The following is an 18,909-nucleotide window of genomic DNA, read 5'->3' as shown; positions in this document are numbered from 1 at the left end:
ACCTTATTCGCTCCTTTCAGTGTCCGCTGGCTGCGTCAAAATACAGCACAGTTTTGTCTTCAGTTCCCCCAATGTGCCCGTGCGCAGCATTTTGGGAAAGGTTTTATCTTCAATCAGCGCCACACTCATGCGCCCCATTTTTTCAAGTACAGATGCTGTTTCGCTGGACCGTGCCAACATAACCAAAAACGTATTTACCGGTTCCCATACGAATCCGACACCCCGCATACATATTTCTCCCTCCGCAATGCGGTATACACCAACAAATGGGGAGTGAACTAAGTCTGAACGGACATGCAGCAGGGACACCTTTGTCTGTGGTACAACAATACTGCCGGTCTTTTCTCTCTGCAAAATCAAATGGGTGATTTCTTTTGGGTCTGCAATTCTGTGCTGCCGAAAAAGCTCGGCAGCAATACGGTCGACCATCTGCTCAAATGGTTCTTTGGGTATTTTCTCCAGCTGCAGGGAGTCGACCATCTCGAAAATCAGTTTCTTTTCTTCCGCTGTTTCTATCGGTTGATTGTCAGCGGCAGGCCTTTTCTGAAGTGAATAATCCGTTTGGCTGCGAATGCGGTCTACACATGTATGAATACGCGTAATATCCTGATTATTTAGGAACTGTGAAACAACCAAAATGTTTTGTCCCTCGCGTGGCTCTATTTCAACGGTTGATAAGACCAAGTCATAGTGTTGTGTGCTTTCTGACCATTCTTTCAACGATGCCACTTCGATTTTGTCACTGGCACGGACGATTCCTTTTACCTTGTCATAAAGAATGTGGGAAGCAAACAAACCGTTTGGACAAATAATCAAAATGGAGAGATTCTTTTCCAAATAAGCCCGCGTTTCCAGTGCGTTGCCGATTTCCATCGTCAGAAAACCGACTTCATCAGCTGGAAAGCACAAATTATATTTTAAAAATACCAATTTGCACGCTCTGCTGACTGCCTGATAAAGGCGCCCATAGTGCTGCATCACCTGCGGCAGCAGTTCATTTTTTACTTGTATTCCCATGTTCGCGCGATAAACAGCCAGTGTAATGTCATGTGACAAACCTCTTCGCAGCCGACCACTAATTTCTGTATCCACGCCTAAATTTTTTCCTACTTCATACAGAACTTCTTTCGCAAGATTATCCGCTTTTACGTCATAGCCCTGCAGAATCTCCTCTTCATTATTAGAAAGACATTTCCCTGGCAGATGAAGCGCAATATAAACAATCTCATCCGCTGAGGCTGGGATTTCCCTTTGCTGTAGGATTGCTCGTACTTGCCAATCAAAAGATTCACCGCCGTTCGACAGGAATCTTTGTGTCAGTTTCCGCGGCAAAGAAATAGGCCGGCCGTCCGCCATACTTTTCACGGAAATCATCGTATGCAGTAAGGAAGTTAGGTATAAAATATCGTCCGTCTGCTCCTGTGAAACCAGATTTAGAATATCCCGCGATATTTGTATAACAGCTGTGCCAAACAAAGCATGAAAGAAAAATTGCTGAACTGGGTCACTGTCAACACCGTAAATATGGGCTAAAATCTTATTGACCGGCTTATACTCATAAATAAGTGTCACCAGTGTGTTGCGCTTGTTCCATTCCGTACCTTCCACTTTCAATCCGCACCGGCATTCTCGGTTAAGCGTTAATCCTTTCTGTTTCATCCACTGGGCAATGCGATTCATATACAGGCTGACCGTACCCGCCGTAATATGCAGCTGATAACTGAAAAAAGCTGATTTATACGCCTCATCTGTCAGAAGCAGCTGTGCCGAGATAAACAGCATTCTCTGCCGCGGTGTTAAAAGCATACGCCGTGGAATATCCTGCAGCATCTGCGCTAATTCTTTCCTCTGCTTCGGTCCAGCCTCCACTTTTAAAACAGACCTGCTTACTGCAATGCGAACCATCTTTTCCTCCAAAACATCATTGATAGCTGACATTTCGCGGAATACAGTACGCTCGCTGATTTCCATTCTCCGGGCCAGTGCACCAATCTCCATACCATTTGGTTCCATTAGCAGCCGAAGCATCAGCTTCTGCCGGGCTGAGAGCTCTTTCATTTTTCCACCTCTTTTCCGGTTGACTGCTATTTTTCTATAAGCAGAGGAAAGGAGGCAGCATTCCTTTCTGTATGCCGTCCCCCTCATCTTTCCCTTGCTTATTTCTGCTGTGCGATTGCTTTCTTTAGGGAAGCAATATAGGCGTCATATGGCGCACTATCCAAGAAGTTGTCCACAGTTCGTATCTCGGCATGCGGGACGACCTGACGCGCGCGGTCCGCTAAGCTCACCTGTGTAAACACCACCTGTGCATCCTGTGGGATTTCACTGACAGGCGCATGGTGTACCGTAATGTCAATTCCAGCCCCCTGCAGCTTTTTGCGGAGAATGGTTTCTCCCATAGCAGAAGAGCCCATTCCAGCATCGCAGGCAAAAACAATGACGCTGGGAATTTCGCCAACAGCAGCCGGCTCCACCGCTGCCTGTGTATCCATTGTTTCCGTATCTTTTCCTTCTGCCTTCATTACATTCATTTTCTTCCGCGCATCATCAAAAGCTGCATTATCCGCGTCTTTGGCACTAGCGCGCTTAACAATCGGTATGGAAATCAGCAGCGAAACAACCGTACCTGTCAGGATTCCTGCCAGCACCGGCAGAATGCCTCCTTTCGGGCACATTGCAATTTCTGCAATGATGCTTCCGGGGGACGGAGAAGCGACCAGACCTGCTCCGGTAATGACAAACACAAAGTCAGCCGACATGCCCCCGAAAATAACGGAGAGCAGAAGCAGCGGGTTCATAAGTACATAGGGGAAATAAATCTCATGGATGCCGCCGAGGAACTCAATGATAACGGCACCAGGGGCAGAACTTTTGACCTTACCTTTACCGAAAATCCAATAAGCAAGCAGTACACCCAGTCCAGGACCAGGGTCAGACTCCAGCAGGAAGAAGATAGACTTGCCAAACTGTTTCACCTGTGAAATGCCAACCGGGTCAAAGATTCCGTGATTAATGGCATTATTGAGAAATAAAATTTTGCCAGGTTCCACCACTGTTGCAATGAGCGGCAAAATTTTGGCCTTGGTAATCCACATAGCGCCGTTGCCGAGGGCAATCGTCAGCGCACTAACCACCGGTCCAATCGCAAGGAACCCGAGAATTGCAATCGCGCCGCCGATAATGCCGGCAGAAAAGGTATTAACCAGCATTTCAAATCCTGCCTTAACTTTTCCTTCTGTCAGCCGGTCGAACTGTTTTACAACAAACGCACTGAACGGACCAATAATCATAGCGCCAAGGAACATGGTCACCGAAGAACCAACAATGACACCCATGGTCGCAATGGCACCCACCACAGCGCCACGCTTGCCATACACGATATGGCCGCCCGTGTACCCAATCAGCAGCGGCAGCAAATATGTAATCATTGGCGCCTGCAGCTTGTTGAGCGTTGCGTTGGGAATCCACCCAGTTGGAATGAACAGGGCCGTTATAAGGCCCCATGCGATAAACGCGCCGATGTTCGGCATCACCATTCCGGCAAGGAATTCACCAAACTTCTGAACCCCTGCCCTTGCTCCCTTTTTCTTTTGGGGAGCGTTTTCAATGTTTTTTGCATCTACCATGAAAACTCCTCCTATTCTCTTTCTTTTTTGTGAATAGCAACAACTCCTGCTTCCAATATAACATTCCCCGGGTACACCCGCAAGAGGGAATGCTTTAAGGCTGTCAGACTTATGTTATGACAAAATGACAATTTCAAATAAAATATATATAAAAATCTGTTCATCATGCTATCCATTCTTTCGGTGAATTTGCCACTTATGCGAAGTTTCTGCAAAGAAATGTGCAGATAACTGTGCAAAAAAGCTGTCCTTCCGGTGAAACAGTGGAAGGAGGCTCTTTTTTGGCAGGAACGGTCCAACCAATTCTCTCCTTGCGCCGATATTCCTGCGTTTTTTGGCCGTTTTGCCCGTTTCCTTTTTTCATGAGTTCTGTTGCGTGTCCGCAGAAAATGGCCTATAATATAGGCATCATTGGTTTTTGTATCCGCACCCTGTGCGGGTGCTTTGTTGTTCTGCAAACCAAGGACTTGAAATCGAAAGGAGTACCGCTATGAACTATTCCGCTGAAGTGGAAAAAATGTGCACAGTCACGAAAGGCCCCAAACACGGCCCGGCTCCCATCCCTGAAGAGGGCAAATGGGTAAAGGCATATGATATTAAAGATATTTCCGGCCTGACACACGGTGTTGGCTGGTGTGCCCCGCAGCAGGGTGCCTGTAAGCTGACGCTGAACATAAAGGACGGCGTGGTAAAGGAAGCACTGGTCGAAACCATCGGCTGCTCCGGCATGACACACTCCGCTGCTATGGCAGCAGAAATCCTGCCCGGAAAGACCATTTTGGAGTGCCTGAACACCGACCTCGTGTGCGACGCTATCAACGTTGCCATGCGTGAACTGTTTAAGCAGATTGTCTATGGCCGCAGCCAGACTGCTTTCTCCGAGGGCGGCCTGCCTATCGGTGCCGGCATGGAGGACCTGGGCAAGGGCCTGCGCAGCATGGTCGGTACCATGTACAGCACCGAAGCCAAAGGCGTCCGTTATATGGAAATGACAGAGGGCTATGTGCTGAAAATGGCTCTGGACGACAATGACGAAGTCATTGGATACCAGTTTATAAAGCTCGGCAAGATGATGGATGACATCCGCCACGGTGTATCCCCGGATGAAGCCTTTAAAAAGAACGTTGGTCAGTACGGCCGCTTCGACGGTGCCGCCAAGTACATTGACCCCCGCGAAGAATAAGGAACAGAAAAGGAGGATTCAACACAATGGCAAATGATGTCATGTTTGAAGGGAAAGAAAGAAGAATGCCGAAAATTGAGGCATTCTTGAAAAAATACGACCTCGGCAGCCTGGAGGAAGCACGTGACCTGTGCCTTTCCAAGGGCGTTGACGTTGAAAAAATCGTAAAGGGCGTACAGCCTATCGCTTTTGATAACGCCGTATGGGCCTATACACTGGGCACCGCACTGGCACTGAAAACCGGTGTTTCTTCCGCTTCGGAAGCAAGCGAAAAAATCGGTGTCGGTCTGCAGGCATTCTGCGTTCCCGGTTCCGTTGCCGAACACCGTAAAGTCGGTTTGGGCCACGGCAACCTCGGCGCCCGCCTGCTGCACGATGAAACCAAGTGTTTCGCGTTCCTCGCCGGCCACGAAAGCTTCGCTGCCGCTGAAGGCGCAATCGGTATCGCCCGCACTGCCAACCGTGCCCGCAAAGAGCCACTGCGTGTCATTCTGAACGGCCTCGGCAAAGATGCCGCCTATATCATTTCCCGTATTAACGGCTTTACTTATGTACAGACAGATTATGACTTCTACAGTGAGAAGCTGAATATCGTCAAGACCATTCCTTTCTCGGAAGGTGAGCGCGCACAAATTAAGTGCTACGGCGCAAACGATGTTCAGGAAGGTGTCGCTATTATGCGGGAAGAGGGCGTCGACGTTTCCATTACCGGCAACTCCACCAACCCGGTCCGCTTCCAGCACCTGGTGGCAGGCACCTACAAAAAGTGGTGCATTGAGAACAAGCGCCCGTACTTTTCCGTTGCTTCCGGCGGCGGCACAGGCCGTACCCTGCACCCGGACAACATGGGCGCAGGCCCTGCTTCTTACGGCCTGACCGACTCCATGGGCCGTATGCACAGTGATGCACAGTTTGCCGGTTCCTCCTCCGTTCCGGCCCACGTTGAAATGATGGGCCTTATCGGTATGGGCAACAACCCGATGGTCGGCGCAACCGTCGCCTGCGCAGTTGCTGTTTACGAAGCCTGCAAGAAAAATTAAGCTTTCTGACGTAATTAAAAACAGACAGCCAGCTTCCCTGAAAAGGAAAGTCGGATGTCTGTTTTTTTGCGCATGGTGGTATTTGACCATCTCGCTTTTCTCTAAAGGTTTTGTCTCTGTTTGTCTGAAGCACCTGCCACAAATTTCGCAGGTACTTTTGCGCTCCGTGCAGTTACCGTGCCCTGTACATTTTCTCCAATAGCGGGCTCTCTGCCACATTTCGACTATGCACAATTCTATTATTCACCAAACAAGTTCATTTTTATTGTTTATACGTTTTTGTATAATAAATAATGATATTTTGCGCGGTAAGAAAAACATATTCCATTATATGATACCAGAAAGGGAAATGCTGGTCACAAATCGCCTTCTTTTCCGAAACAGTCTGGAAAAGCAGCCGGATTCGAGTTAAAATAAAGGCAGAGGATTGCAGTTTGGAGGAGGGAATGACATGCCGAACATTATCCTGCGGGACCTTGTCAAAAAATACAGCCGTACCAATACAGCGGTCAGTCATCTTGACCTTGCAATTGAGAAAAATTCGTTTGTCACGCTTCTTGGTCCGTCTGGCTGCGGAAAGACAACCACATTGCGAATGATAGCCGGTTTGGAGCAACCAACAAGCGGTACCATTCTGATAGACGGAAAAACCGTCTTTTCCTCAGAGGAGGGAATCAATATTCCTCCGGAAAAACGCGGCATCGGTTTTATTTTTCAGAACTACGCCCTATGGCCACAGATGACCGTATACAAAAACATCTCCTTTGGCCTGGAAAACAGGAAGTGGAAACCCAGCCGCATTCGGGAACGAGTGACCGAACTTTTGAAAATGATGCAGCTGGAAGGCTATGAAAATCGGTATCCCGCCGAACTTTCCGGTGGTCAGCAGCAGCGTGTTGCCATTGCACGAACACTCGCGGCCGACCCGAAAATTCTGCTCATGGACGAGCCACTCTCCAATCTGGACGCCAAGCTGCGCATGGAAATGCGGATGGACCTTAAAAACCTGCATGCCAAAGCCAAGACCACTATTGTTTATGTGACGCATGACCAGCTGGAAGCCATGACTTTGTCCTCTCGAATTGCGCTGCTGAAAGACGGTATTCTTCAACAGTATGGCACACCCTCTGAAATTTACAGCGAACCTGCTAATTTGTTTGCTGCCAACTTTGTCGGAAGCCCGTCCAACAACCTGATTTCTTTTACCGGTGACAATGTTAATCTGGACGAAATTGCACTGTCACGGGACGAAATGCAGCTTCTCTTTACACCCGTCAGCGGCGGGGCCGCCATCATGAATGGACAAAAGCTGGTTATCGGCATTCGTCCGGAAGACATTTGCCTGCTGGCGCACGGACCGCTTGCAGGAAAAATCTATTCCACACTGCCATCCGGCATGGAAACCATTATCTGCGTAACCATTGGCAAGGTAAAGCTGAACTGCGTACAATTCGGCCGAATGGACTATCACATCGGGCAGACCTGCACCGTTGATTTTAAGAACGAGGACGTTTTCCCCCTATTTGACGCCGAAACTGGAGACCGGATTGCGCTTGGCCGCATTGAAGTTGTTTAACTTGATAAAAGGAAAGGCACAGCCTAAGAGGAAATTTTCATTCCTCGGGCTGTGCCTTTTCTTCTGTGACAGGGAAACGAACCGTGAAGGTACTTCCCTCATTGAGCTTGGAATACACCGATATCCTGCCGCCAAGCTCATCTACAAGTTCTTTGGTAATAGCCAGCCCCAGTCCGGAGCCGCCCCGTTTCGTATTGCGGGATTTCTCCACACGGTAAAAGCGCTCAAAAACATGCGGTATTTCGGACTGATCCATACCAATGCCGTTGTCCTTTACTTGAAAGATAAAGTCTCTGTCGTTTGCCTGCGCAGACAAAGTCACTTTTCCACCGTCCTGGGTGTATTTAATAGCGTTTTCGCACAGATTGGTAACAATCTGTGCCAGCGATGTTTTATCCCCAAAGATTTTCCGGCCCAAATGCGGCAAAGAACTCGAAAAGGTAATGTTTTTCTTTTCCGCCAGCACAATAAAGGAAGCGCAAAGCGGCTCCACTGCCTCAATAGGGTCCACGGGGGACAGATGACCGGCATCAATCCGGCTTTCCATATGAGATAAATCGAGCAGCTGAGAAATCATGTGCCTTAGGCGGTTGGATTCAATACCGATAATTTCAAGTGCATGCTGACAGTCTTCATCGTCAAGGTCCTGCCGGTTCTGCAGCGTTTCCGTAAACCCGCAGATTAAAGTAAGCGGCGTGCGCAGTTCATGAGAAACGTTGGAAACGAACTCGTCTCGAATGCGCTCCATGCGCCGCTTCTCTGTTACATCTGTAATAAAGACCTGAATGCCGGAAAATGTGTAGGGAACATATTTGCTGTACACAACCGTTGTACGAATAAAAAAGATACGGCCGTCGGCTGTCGGCAAGTCCTCTTTTTGGGGCTTTTTCTGCTGCATGCTTTCCCGTGCCATTGCCTGCACATGGGAAAAAACCGGTGAAACCCAGTCAGAACTTGCGCGGTGTTTTGGGAAAAAGAGGCTGCTTTTCGCCCCGGTCAGATGCTGTGCTTTGGGATTCATTAACAGAACGAAACCGTCTGCGTCAAAGAACAAAATGCCGCTTTCCGTATTCGTCAAGACGGTGCTCAACAGATTGATTCGCTCATTGTAGTAGTACTTCATTTGGTCGATATGATTCCGGACGCTGGGATTCAGCCGAGGTTTTTCGTTTTCCCGTGCTGTCTGCGTGTCCTTCCGGTTTTTCCAAAGAATCAGCGATGCCAGAAAAAAAGCCGCCCCCGTACCAATCATCACGAATTGTATGATATGGATTTTCCACAAAGCATCCAGCGGTACCGTCATGCAAAGCACTGCGGTTGTGAAGGAGGTCAGCTGAATCGGATAAAATTCATTGACAACATAGCGGCCGTCCTGATTGGAAACAGAACTGGTCACCAGTTCCTTGGGACCGCGGATACGGCTGAGCGGGAAATAAAGTGCCGGCTTGTCCTGACCGGTTGGAATGGAATCCGCCAGCATTTCGCCGCTGGACGAAAAGAAGCACGTCCGATTCCCTGTCAGGCTTGCCAGTTTCGCTGCCTCTTTGTTCAGTCCCAGTGGTTTTCCGCTGCTGCGTTCTTCTGTCAAATAACTGTCTGCAAACCGCATGAGATGGGCCGCTTTGTCCTGTGCGTCTGCAAGGTAAAGCGTCCGAATCCAAAAGGAAAGGGTCGTTAGGAGGACCAGTAAACAAGCTGAAGCTGCAATAAAGAAAATACTGTGTTTTTTTGTCATTTCTATCTTCCTGAATAAGGTCAGGCGTCTTTGGGGTTTACCATCTTATAGCCAAGTCCCCGAATCGTGACAAAGTATTGTTCGCCGACTTTCCTGCGGAGATTCAGCATATGCACATTAATGGAGCCAATCTCAAGGTTCATGGTCCCGCTCAATGCTGTTACAAGCTGTTCACGCTGAATAACGTGTCCGGCATTTTCCGCCATGTATTTCAGAATCTGATACTCCGTCAGAGTAAGATTGACCGGCTTTCCGTTGATAGTAACCGCATGGGCAGACGAATCAATCTGGAGGTCGCCGACACATATTTTTTCATCTTCCGGCTCGGACACAGCTGTACGCCGCAGGTGGGCATTGATACGGGCAAGAAGTTCGCGGATACCAAACGGTTTTGTCATATAGTCATCTGCCCCAACACCCAGGCCAATCACTTTATCGGTTTCCTCACTTTTCGCCGAAAGAATAATAATCGGCACCTTTTGCGTTAAGTGATTTTCCCGCAGTTTCCGGCAGGTTTCCAGTCCATCCATATCCGGCATCATGACATCCAGAAGGATTAAATCCGGTTTTTCCGCCCACGCTTTTTCAAGCGCCTCCTGTCCGGAATAGGCGCAGATCGGCTGATAGCCTTCTCTTTTTAGATTCATCCGAATCAGCTCAACGATATATTCTTCATCGTCCACAATCAATATCTTTTTTGCCAAGTACAAACACCAGCCTTGTTCCTTTACTTTTAATACAAACAGCATTTCCCCAAACAAAGCGTTTCTGTGAAATGCAAGTTTATTATACACCCCACTCGGATAAAAATAAACAAAAGCCCGTCTTACTTCCGCAGGAGGTCGATAATCTCCAGAATATCCTCTGCCCGATAATCCGTAAGGGCCGCTTTCCGTGCGTCACTGACACCGACCGCTGTCATGCCGCCCCGTTTGGCCGCTTCTATTCCGGCTGCCGCGTCCTCCACGACCAAACAGTTTTCCGGTCTTTCCCCAAGCTTTTCCGCCGCTTTTAAATAAACTTCCGGGTCAGGTTTCGCTCGTGTAATCTCGTTGCCGTCAACCACCGCATCAAATGATTCGCTCAGGCCAATTCTTTGAAGCGTCTGCTGTGCGTTTCGGCTGCTGGTCCCCACCGCCGTATGCACACCCATTGCCCGCAGTGCCTGCAACAGTTCTGGTACATGCGGCAAAAGATCCGCCGGCGTCAGCTGGTCAAGCAGCCCAAGATAATAGTCGTTTTTATAGGCCATCATTTCGGCAGCCTGCTCCTCGGAACAGGTGCGGTGCGCGCTTTCGAGGATTACATTTAGGGACGCCCTCCGGGAAATGCCGCGCAGCCGGTTGTTCAGCGTCCGGTCAAAAGGGATTCCCTCGCGGTCTGTTAAGTGTTTCCATGCCCGATACTGCAAATCATCTGTCCGTACCAAAACGCCGTCAAGGTCAAAAATGACTGCTTTCATGTTGTTTCCTCCAAAGTCATTGTGCTTTTTTGCAAAGGAAGAGCCTGCCTTATGAAAAAGACAGGCTCCAGCTTTTGAATCTGTATGATGTATTTTAATAATGGAAGGTCAGTAAAAAATGAATACGCAAAAAGTCTTTTGTTTCCGCTTCAGCAGATTTTTTCTGGTCCGTGAACTCTCGGGATTTCCTTTTTCAGGGCATGCACCATAATATGTGCAATAGCAAAGCCAACCACACCGCCGGCGATAAGTGCCAGATACCAGAGGCCTTTCGTCACGACAAATGGCACTCCAACACAAAGGGCCAGGCACAACAGGCTCCACGGCCAGCTTCTCAGTGCGTGCTGCGCTGCCTGCAGAATGGTTTCCTTAACGGTATTCCGGTAAAGCGCCGTCATTGGGAACGCATAGCAGCCAACAATAATAACCACAGCAAGCAGGCAGAGGATGGCAATCTCCAGCCCCCGGTAAGTTCCCGCACGCACAGCTAGCCGTGAATAGTACCAGGCATCCATACTGAGAACCAAGGAAACCGCAAGTTCCGTTATCCAAAGTCCCGTGGATTTCCGAAAGTTCTCTTTGAAAGCTGCAAAAAACGGTTTCACATATCCCTGGTATCTGCCATCCTTTTTCATCTTACGGAAAAGGACGGAATACATGGCGGTTGTCGCCGCCCCTGCTGTTACAATCGGAATTGTACACAAAAACCAGAGCGCACCTATTAGGCAGATTTCCGTCAGACTATCCCCTAGTTTCCATAGATTATCCGGGTCATTTGTCGCCGTCATTTGATTCATATTGTTCATAATCAATTACCCATCCCGAAGGTATTTCTTTCTGTTTTGAATCAGTCCGCTGCCAAAGACAGTCTTCCCCTTGCAATCAGGCGGCCGGTCTTCCGGCTAAAGAGCAGGACATTGCCGGTATCAATCGTAAACTTCATCTTCTGTCCAATCTGATAAAGCTTGCCGCCGAACATAACGGATGTCAGCAGATACTCCCCAATGCGGATACGAACCATCGTCTCCATACCAGTTGGCATGGCACTGTAAATTTCACAGTCCATGGGGCCTTCACTGTCGATGTTAATGAATTCGGGACGGACACCGACCACAAGGTCGTCATCCTGCGGCGGTTCCTTCTCCTCAAATCCTTCCAGTGTGTTGACTTTGGAAATATGGTACTGGAAAATGGAATCCTTGTTGCTCTTTTCAGTTTTGTGACGCTTGGCCGCGTCTTCCGCCTGTACCTTTACATCGGCGTCCGCCTGTTTGCACCATTCCCGAAGGTTCACCGGCTCCTCCGGCAGGAACTTTATCTTCCTGCCGTCAAATACCGTCAAATCAACGGAACCGTTCCCTTCCTGCACACCTTTGCCTTCAATGAAATTGATGGAGGGATTGCCGACAAAGTCGGCGATAAAGAGATTAGCCGGCCGTTTGTAAACTTCCAGCGGTGCGTCATACTGCTGCAGGACACCATTTTCAATCAGACAGATTTTTGTCGCCAGCGTCATAGCTTCCAGCTGGTCATGGGTGACATAGATGAACGTGGAACCGGTCTCGATATGTAAGCGCTGCAGTTCGGACCGCATCTCAATACGGAGCTTGGCGTCCAAATTGGAAAGCGGTTCGTCCATGAACAGGACCTTCGGCTTCGGGGCAAGGGTACGGGCAATCGCGACACGCTGCTGCTGGCCGCCGGAAAGTTCACTGGGGTAGCGGTCCATGAACATACCGATTTTAACAATGCGGGAAACGCGGCGCACCTGAAGGTCGATTTCTTCTTCCGTCAGCTTGCGTACCTGTGTTTGGACTTTTCCATCCTTGACGAGCTCAAACTTTTCGTTCAGTTCAAGCCCTTCCTTTTTATATTTGTTCTGAATTTCACCGATTTTGACGGTCAGTTTGCGGGCTTTTTCCTTTGCGGCGCTTTCACAGTCGGACGCATCCTGCAAACGATAGTCAATCAAAATCTTCGCTGTCTTTTCTGAAATGTCATACTGGTCTATCAGCCGAATGGAAGCCGCTTTTTTATCGAACTTTCCCTTTTTGTCCCGGCACTCTTCCAGTACTTTTTTTACCTCTTTTGCCTTCGGCAGAATGTGCAGCAGGCTGTCCGCCTGATGGGCCTCAAAGTCGATTTTGGGCATTTCCTCCTTGATATTAGAAAGGCCGAACGCGATGTTTTGGTAAACGGTCATATTCGGCCACAAGGCATAGTTTTGAAACAGGAAACCGACTTTGCGCTTATTGGCGGGGATATTGATGCCGCGCTCACTGTCAAAAACCGGCACACCGTCTATTGTAATCGAGCCACTGGTCGGCGTTTCCAAACCCGCAATCATGCGGAGTGTCGTTGTTTTGCCGCAGCCGGAGGGTCCCAGCAGTGTAACGAAGGCGTTGTCCTCGATAACCAAATTCAGGTTATCAACTGCATAAAACTTATCAAAACGTTTGGTTATATTTTCCAATACTATCTTTGGCATACTTCAGTTTCCTCCAATTCCCTTGTCGATGCTGGCCCCGGTCAGTTTGTTGACCACGGCGTTGCAGATGAGGATAGTAACAATCAAAATGAGATTGATGCCGCTTGAGAACGCGTACAGGCCCATCTCATCAAAATAATCGAGCAGAGTTGTCAGAATCTTCGTCTGCGAGCACAGGAGCATGAACAGGGTCAGTTCTCTCAGGGTGGACATAAACGGCAGCATATAGCCGCTGATAATAGACGACTTCTGGATTGGAATGATGATTTTAAACATTCGTTTGTGCCACGGAATGTTTTGAATCACAGCCGCCTCTTCGATTTCTCCGCTCAGCTGCAGCATAGAGTTGAGCGCACTGCGGCTGGCAAACGGAATGTATTTGACGGTACCTGCAATAATCAGCAGCAGATAAGTGTTATAGATGCCGATATTGGAGCCAAAAACATAGAATGCAACACCAACGGACAGTGCCGGCAGCAGGTACGGCAGGAAAGCCATGCTGTTGACGTAATTGGCCCATTTGCTGTGACGGTTTTTGCTGCAGGCATAGCCAACCAACGTGCCAATCGTACCGGCAAGCAGCGAGCAGCAGACCGCCACAAACAGAATGCCGAAGTAGGCGTTCCAAATGGTTGTGTTGTGCAGAATGCCACACTGACCGAACAGGCTGGAATCGGTGTTGGTCGATGTTGTCCACCACTTAAGCGTCAGGCTGGACCAGTTTCCCTTGGTCAAGAAGCTGTAGTCGCCCGGGTTCGGAAGAAACGTTTCGGTTGCGAAGGAGATAATCGGGTAAATGCTTGTAAAGAGTGTCAGGACAAGGAAGATAATCGCCGTTACATATTTGCCGTGCCGGCCGAGATTCACCCTGCTGATTTGCCCTGATTTGCCGGTGACGGTCGTGTAATTTTTTCGCCCGCTTGTCGCCGCAATGTTTAGGCTTAGTATCGCAATGCCGAATACCATCATGATGACTGCCAATATAGAAGCCTCGCCGGCCCTTGCCACACTCATTTCAACATATTTTGTTGCGAGTGTCGTATAGGTCAAGTAGTACGGGACCGGGAAGCTGCCCATCGCGCTGCTGAAAACCAAAAGGACTGTTGACAAAACCGCCGGCATAACCATGGGCAGTGTCACCCGGAAGAAAATCCGGCGTTTTGGCGTATTGAGAATGGTTGCCGCTTCCTCAAGGTTGGCGTCCATATTGCGGAAAATGCCGCCAATCAGGATGTAGGCAAACGGCGCATAGTGAATGGCCAAAACGGTAGCACTTGGGAACAGGCCCTTGCACCACCACAGCGGCATTTGTATACCGGTAAGGGCTACCAGCAAGCCGTTGGAGCCGCCCGTCACTGCCGAGCTGTAGAACAGATTTTTCCACACAACCGCCAGTGTCCACTGCGGCATGATGTACGGGAAAATGAAAATGGAACTTAATAATTTTTTGAATTTCATGTTCGTGCGGGTTACAAGGTAGGCAAAGATGCCTCCGTAAAGAACCGCACCGATACAGGTGAAAACTGCCAGCAGCAGTGTGTTTTTCAACGGCAGCAGCAGGTTTGCCTGGCTCAGGCGTCCCGTGAACAAATCCGCCCAGTTGTAAAGCGTGAAACCGGAAAGCAGGCCGGTGTTCGTTGAGTCAATCGAACCGGTGTGTACCATCACCGTATCGGCCACAATAGAAATAATTGGTCCAATCGTCGTAATAGAAAGAACAACGCCGAGAATCAGCAGCACGAGGTTCTGCGGTTTGGAAAGGTATGTCAGAACCTTATTCATGCGAATTTTAAATTTACTCGGCTTCTTTTCTGTAATTGCTTGCTCCATACTTCCCCCAAAGCCGTGTCACTAAAGTCCTCATGCGGCTTTATCATCTCGGATAATGTTTTTCAGAAAATCAGCCCTTGCTGCTGACAAAGGAATCAACCCAATCGCTCATCTGTGAGGATGTCTTTGCACAATAGGCTGGGTCCTCAACCACCAGGCGGCCGCCGTTATTGGAGGTCCACCAGCTAAATGGCTTATCATTCTTAACGGCAAAGGTATTCACACCATTCACATAACCATCCTTGGAGTGGTCCTGCATGATGCTCGGGTTGGAGCAGTAGCTGCCCATATCTTTGCCCCATGCCACATAACCGTCTTTATTGGTTGTCATGTAGGCAATAAAGGCGCAGGCTGTCCACGGAAGCGGAGATGTCTTCAGGACCTGGAGGTAATGTTTATAGGAAAATCCGCCGATACCATGGTATCCGTCCTGGTATACGGCAATGGTAACATTCTTTTTGGAAGAGGATGCGGATTCCTCAATGGAACGGAACTTGGAATTCACCAGAAGTGCACTCTGGTTAGCTGCCGACTTCGTAACCAGCTGTGTGCAGGTCGGGCCGTCATCGGTTTGCTTGTTGTACTGCTGGCACCAAAGTTTAATCCACGCGAGCGAATATTTGACGTTATCCCCTGTAAGGCCAAGCTTGGAGCCTTCACCTGCCATAGAGTTTACAATCGGCTGGAAATAGGCTTTCTTGTCCGCCGATAAAGAATCAAAAGCACTCTTCATCATGTCGGCATACTGACTGTCGGTCAGCATATACAGGAAGTTCTTGCCAACCGGCTCTGAGTTGACGCCCATAAACATTGGATGCTGGTCTTTGTAAACAAAATCCCAGCAGTTGTTGAATTTAGCTCCGCCGACATTATTAAAGGCAAAGACCTTTACCTGTGACTGCAATGCAAACGGGTGTCCATTTGTCTTTTCATCTGCTCCGTTCGCCGCCAGCCAGTCTTTCGGAATAAAGTTTTTAAGGTAGCCGGTATTGAGCATCTTGGACTGAATCTGGTTGCCGTCCTGAATCAGTGTCATAGAGTAGGTATGCTGTGCACTGGCAATATCGGACGTCAAAAGGGTAAAAATAGAGTTGTTTTTCGGCTGGGACCATTCAACCTTGCCGTCATAGGACGAATCAATCGTTTTCAGCATTTTGACGAAGTTTGTACCGGCCGTTGCGCCGCGGCTGGAGTTGCCAATACCATACATGGTCTTTCCTTTGGACTCTTCAATAGCCTTCTTGTACAATTCCTGGTTAGTCATTTTTTCCGCTTCGGCAATGACCTTATCCACATTGGTCTGGGAAGAGGCCGCCGCCTGATTTCTCGGGCTTGCGCTGCCGCAGGCCGTGAAGGAAACGCCAATCATGGCCGCTGCAAGAACGGATGCAATCACTCTTTTCATACAACAAATCCACCTTTCAAATTATCGGTCCATTTCCCGCCCCACTGGCAGGTTTTTTATGAAACCGAATGCAGACAAAACGCCTTCGTTCATTTTCTTGCGGAATCGCCTCGTTTCTTAATAATAGATTAGCGTTTGGTTAATTCTTCATTATAATATCATTAACATTTTACTTTGTCAATGGTATTGTTATCATAAAATAAATATTTTTGTTTATTTTGTTAATAAAAGTGAGACTTCCTCTCTTCGCTTCACGAAAAAAGAAAAAGCGACACGATTCAAGGGGAAATCCTTAAATCATGTCGTTTCTTTTGGTACATATATAACAGAGTAGGAAATACAAAAAAAGCCGCACAGTCAATGACGAAGCATTAACTGTGCGGCTTTCGCTTTGGTGCGCCCGCGGGGATTCGAACCCAGGACCTTCTGATTCGTAGTCAGACACTCTATCCAGCTGAGCTACGAGCGCATATCCGCTGCCTCTCTTATAAAAGACAGCTTCATTATTATAGGGGATGTCAAGCCAAAAGTCAAGTCTTTTTTTGTATTTTTTTCAAAAAGTCCATCAATTCGTCTTTCATCTCCGGCTCTTGTTCGATATTTTCCATAATTTTATCTTTAATAGACTCCAGCGCTTCTTCCGGTGTTTCCGGCTTTCCCAGTGGAAACGGTCCGGAGGGAGAAGGTCTCTTCTGCCGTACCAGCGCCGTCACGCTCAGGGGATGCAAATGGATGCCGCTGTTGCGGTCCGGCGCCTCACCGAAAACAGGTTCCGCCGTGCGCCACTCGTCCGGCAAATACAATGCATACGGATTCTCTCCCGCATTCAGTGCCACCAAAATGGCATCAATCGAATCTTCCCTCACATACACCAGTGTATGGTCATCTGCTTTCAGCGGCGTAAAGGTTCCCTCTTTTAGGCAGGACAGCAGCCGACGCAGCTTTCCCAGTTTCCGGTACCACGACAGCAGCTCTTCGTTTTCGTGGCCCCATGGGAATGTACCGCGGTTGAACGGGTCTTTGTAGCCCTCCATGCCGACTTCATCGCCGTAGTAGATGCACGGCACGCCTGGCAGCGTAAACTGCATAACTGCTGCCATCTTCAAACGCTTTAGTCCAAGTTCCCGCTGTTCCGGCGTCAGCTTCTGTTGTGCCTGCCACGCCCGGCCGTGGTCACCGGTCGGTTCTCCGCCCAGCACGGTCAACGCACGTTCTGTATCATGGGTACCAATGTGGTTCATCAACAGCCGAACAACCTGCGGCGGATAATTCTCCAGTACATTCATAATAATTTCCAGCATCTTTGCTGGGTCATGTCCCAGCAGATAGCCCAGAATGGCATTGCGGAATGGATAGTTCATCACGCTGTCCAGCTGGTCACCAAGCAGATAACGGCGGCGTTTGCCGTAGGCGGATTTGGTGCTAGCGTCCTCCCAGACTTCCCCCAAGACCAACGCATCCGGATTTTCCATCTTTGCTGCTGTACGCAGATTGTCCAAAAAGGTGTCCGGCAGCTCATCGGCCACATCCAGCCGCCAACCGGAGGCACCCGCAGCAATCCAGTGCCGCACAATGCCTTTGCTTCCATTGATGTATTGGTCATACTCCGGATTTGTCTCTATAACGTCCGGCAGTGTTTTAAAATTCCACCAGCACTCATAATCGTCCGGCCAGCTGCAGAAATTGTACCAAGATGAATAGGGGGAATTCTGGCTGTTGTAGGCACCCTGTGTCGGATAGCGGCCTTCTCGGTTAAAATAGACGCTGTCGCTGCCGGTATGGTTAAAAACGCCATCCAGCAAGACATGGATACCTCTCTTTTTTGCCTCGGTGCACAGCAATCTGAAATCCTCTTCATTGCCAAGCAGCGGGTCAATTTTTTCATAGCTTGCCGTGTTGTACCTGTGATTGGAGTGCGCCTCAAAAATAGGGTTCAGGTACAGGCATGTGACGCCCAAACTTTTTAAGTAGTCCAGCTTCTCCATAATGCCGGCGAGGTCCCCACCAAAATAATCAGAATTGGTTACTTCCCCCCGACTGTTCGGCTTCCATTCCGGCTCTTCTTCCCAGCTGCCGTGCAGGGTGCGGTCCGCCGGCACGCCTGTTTTCGGTTTTCCAGAACGGAAAAAACGGTCTGGAAGCACCTGATACATCACGCCGCCCACCAGCCACTCCGGTGTATGAAAAGAACGTTCATACACGGTCAGCTGCCAGTCATCCTTTGCTTCCGGGGACATGGTATCCGTTCCGCCAAAGGCACGGTGCATCTGCATAACACCGCGCCATGTTGTCACCTCAAAATGGTAAAAATACAAGCCTGGCCGCTGTGCGGCAAAGTGGCATTCCCACCACTCGTGGTTGTCGCCGTTCATGCCGCACCAGAACATATCCAACTTCTGGGTTTCTCCGGTACTGTCCTCCCGTACCAGCAGACGGGCAGCACTGCAGTGCAGGTCACGCGGCATATCAATTTTAAAATGAACAGGTAGGCAGTTCGCCACCGCACCTGTCGGATAGCGAAAAGCCGGATTGCGTGAATTGAACATACTTCGTTCTACTCCTTT

The 18,909-nt window shown here is 49.1% G+C and carries 13 protein-coding genes and 1 tRNA gene; 3 read left to right on the top strand and 11 right to left on the bottom strand.

Annotation, left to right across the window (positions count from 1 at the left end):
• Positions 1-3: 3 nt before the first annotated feature.
• Positions 4-2,058, bottom strand: a complete 2,055-nt coding sequence (locus GJQ69_RS00375; protein WP_174192586.1) for a BglG family transcription antiterminator — start codon at positions 2,056-2,058, stop codon at positions 4-6.
• A 98-nt stretch (positions 2,059-2,156) separates the two neighbouring features.
• Positions 2,157-3,626 carry a PTS mannitol transporter subunit IIBC gene (locus tag GJQ69_RS00370; RefSeq protein ID WP_086034884.1) on the bottom strand — a complete coding sequence of 490 codons (1,470 nt, stop codon included), beginning with the start codon at positions 3,624-3,626 and terminating at the stop codon, positions 2,157-2,159.
• A 490-nt stretch (positions 3,627-4,116) separates the two neighbouring features.
• On the opposite strand from GJQ69_RS00370, the gene GJQ69_RS00365 reads away from it, so the two are divergent.
• The 3 genes from GJQ69_RS00365 (at position 4,117) to GJQ69_RS00355 (ending at position 7,425) form a co-directional block, all read left to right on the top strand.
• On the top strand, positions 4,117-4,809 hold the full coding sequence (locus GJQ69_RS00365; RefSeq protein ID WP_086034882.1) for an iron-sulfur cluster assembly scaffold protein: 693 nt from the start codon (positions 4,117-4,119) through the stop codon (positions 4,807-4,809).
• Positions 4,810-4,835: 26 nt separating this feature from the next.
• A complete protein-coding gene (locus tag GJQ69_RS00360; protein ID WP_086034881.1) occupies positions 4,836-5,849 on the top strand; it encodes a GGGtGRT protein in 1,014 nt (337 codons plus the stop codon).
• Between the two features lie 451 nt (positions 5,850-6,300).
• Positions 6,301-7,425, top strand: a complete 1,125-nt coding sequence (locus GJQ69_RS00355; protein WP_174192584.1) for an ABC transporter ATP-binding protein — start codon at positions 6,301-6,303, stop codon at positions 7,423-7,425.
• A 37-nt stretch (positions 7,426-7,462) separates the two neighbouring features.
• Here the strand turns inward: GJQ69_RS00355 and GJQ69_RS00350 are convergent, their stop codons facing one another.
• The 9 genes from GJQ69_RS00350 to GJQ69_RS00310 all read right to left on the bottom strand — a co-directional run bounded on the left by GJQ69_RS00350 (position 7,463) and on the right by GJQ69_RS00310 (position 18,891).
• Positions 7,463-9,160, bottom strand: a complete 1,698-nt coding sequence (locus GJQ69_RS00350) for a PAS domain-containing sensor histidine kinase (RefSeq protein ID WP_086034879.1) — start codon at positions 9,158-9,160, stop codon at positions 7,463-7,465.
• Between the two features lie 20 nt (positions 9,161-9,180).
• Entirely contained in the window at positions 9,181-9,864 is a 684-nt protein-coding gene (locus GJQ69_RS00345) for a response regulator transcription factor (protein WP_236849694.1), read from the bottom strand.
• Between the two features lie 122 nt (positions 9,865-9,986).
• Positions 9,987-10,622, bottom strand: coding sequence for a beta-phosphoglucomutase (gene pgmB / locus GJQ69_RS00340; protein ID WP_086034877.1), 636 nt, complete (start codon positions 10,620-10,622; stop codon positions 9,987-9,989).
• A 149-nt stretch (positions 10,623-10,771) separates the two neighbouring features.
• Positions 10,772-11,428 carry a YesL family protein gene (locus GJQ69_RS00335; protein ID WP_086034876.1) on the bottom strand — a complete coding sequence of 219 codons (657 nt, stop codon included), beginning with the start codon at positions 11,426-11,428 and terminating at the stop codon, positions 10,772-10,774.
• Positions 11,429-11,469: 41 nt separating this feature from the next.
• Complete coding sequence (locus GJQ69_RS00330; RefSeq protein ID WP_086034875.1) at positions 11,470-13,110, bottom strand: ABC transporter ATP-binding protein; 1,641 nt, start codon at positions 13,108-13,110, stop codon at positions 11,470-11,472.
• A gap of 3 nt (positions 13,111-13,113) precedes the next feature.
• Positions 13,114-14,940, bottom strand: a complete 1,827-nt coding sequence (locus GJQ69_RS00325; RefSeq protein ID WP_086034874.1) for an ABC transporter permease — start codon at positions 14,938-14,940, stop codon at positions 13,114-13,116.
• Between the two features lie 70 nt (positions 14,941-15,010).
• Positions 15,011-16,345, bottom strand: coding sequence for a hypothetical protein (locus tag GJQ69_RS00320; protein WP_086034873.1), 1,335 nt, complete (start codon positions 16,343-16,345; stop codon positions 15,011-15,013).
• Positions 16,346-16,737: 392 nt separating this feature from the next.
• Positions 16,738-16,814: transfer RNA gene (locus GJQ69_RS00315), tRNA-Arg, on the bottom strand.
• A gap of 61 nt (positions 16,815-16,875) precedes the next feature.
• Positions 16,876-18,891 carry a glycoside hydrolase family 13 protein gene (locus GJQ69_RS00310; RefSeq protein ID WP_086034872.1) on the bottom strand — a complete coding sequence of 672 codons (2,016 nt, stop codon included), beginning with the start codon at positions 18,889-18,891 and terminating at the stop codon, positions 16,876-16,878.
• Positions 18,892-18,909 lie beyond the last annotated feature (18 nt).

This window comes from Caproicibacterium lactatifermentans (assembly GCF_013315815.1).
Classification (GTDB): Bacteria; Bacillota; Clostridia; order Oscillospirales; family Acutalibacteraceae; genus Caproicibacterium; species Caproicibacterium lactatifermentans.
Note: the sequence above shows the minus strand (reverse complement) of the source record. Positions and strands in the feature narration are given on the sequence as shown.

What these genes read in the sequence shown, in the direction of transcription:
- GJQ69_RS00370 (WP_086034884.1), bottom strand. Translation starts at nt 3,626, where the DNA reads ATGGTAGATGCAAAAAACATTGAAAACGCTCCCCAAAAGAAAAAGGGA.
- GJQ69_RS00365 (WP_086034882.1), top strand. Translation starts at nt 4,117, where the DNA reads ATGAACTATTCCGCTGAAGTGGAAAAAATGTGCACAGTCACGAAAGGC.
- GJQ69_RS00375 (WP_174192586.1), bottom strand. Translation starts at nt 2,058, where the DNA reads ATGAAAGAGCTCTCAGCCCGGCAGAAGCTGATGCTTCGGCTGCTAATG.
- GJQ69_RS00310 (WP_086034872.1), bottom strand. Translation starts at nt 18,891, where the DNA reads ATGTTCAATTCACGCAATCCGGCTTTTCGCTATCCGACAGGTGCGGTG.
- GJQ69_RS00360 (WP_086034881.1), top strand. Translation starts at nt 4,836, where the DNA reads ATGGCAAATGATGTCATGTTTGAAGGGAAAGAAAGAAGAATGCCGAAA.
- GJQ69_RS00320 (WP_086034873.1), bottom strand. Translation starts at nt 16,345, where the DNA reads ATGAAAAGAGTGATTGCATCCGTTCTTGCAGCGGCCATGATTGGCGTT.
- GJQ69_RS00330 (WP_086034875.1), bottom strand. Translation starts at nt 13,110, where the DNA reads ATGCCAAAGATAGTATTGGAAAATATAACCAAACGTTTTGATAAGTTT.
- GJQ69_RS00350 (WP_086034879.1), bottom strand. Translation starts at nt 9,160, where the DNA reads ATGACAAAAAAACACAGTATTTTCTTTATTGCAGCTTCAGCTTGTTTA.
- pgmB (WP_086034877.1), bottom strand. Translation starts at nt 10,622, where the DNA reads ATGAAAGCAGTCATTTTTGACCTTGACGGCGTTTTGGTACGGACAGAT.
- GJQ69_RS00325 (WP_086034874.1), bottom strand. Translation starts at nt 14,940, where the DNA reads ATGGAGCAAGCAATTACAGAAAAGAAGCCGAGTAAATTTAAAATTCGC.
- GJQ69_RS00335 (WP_086034876.1), bottom strand. Translation starts at nt 11,428, where the DNA reads ATGAACAATATGAATCAAATGACGGCGACAAATGACCCGGATAATCTA.
- GJQ69_RS00355 (WP_174192584.1), top strand. Translation starts at nt 6,301, where the DNA reads ATGCCGAACATTATCCTGCGGGACCTTGTCAAAAAATACAGCCGTACC.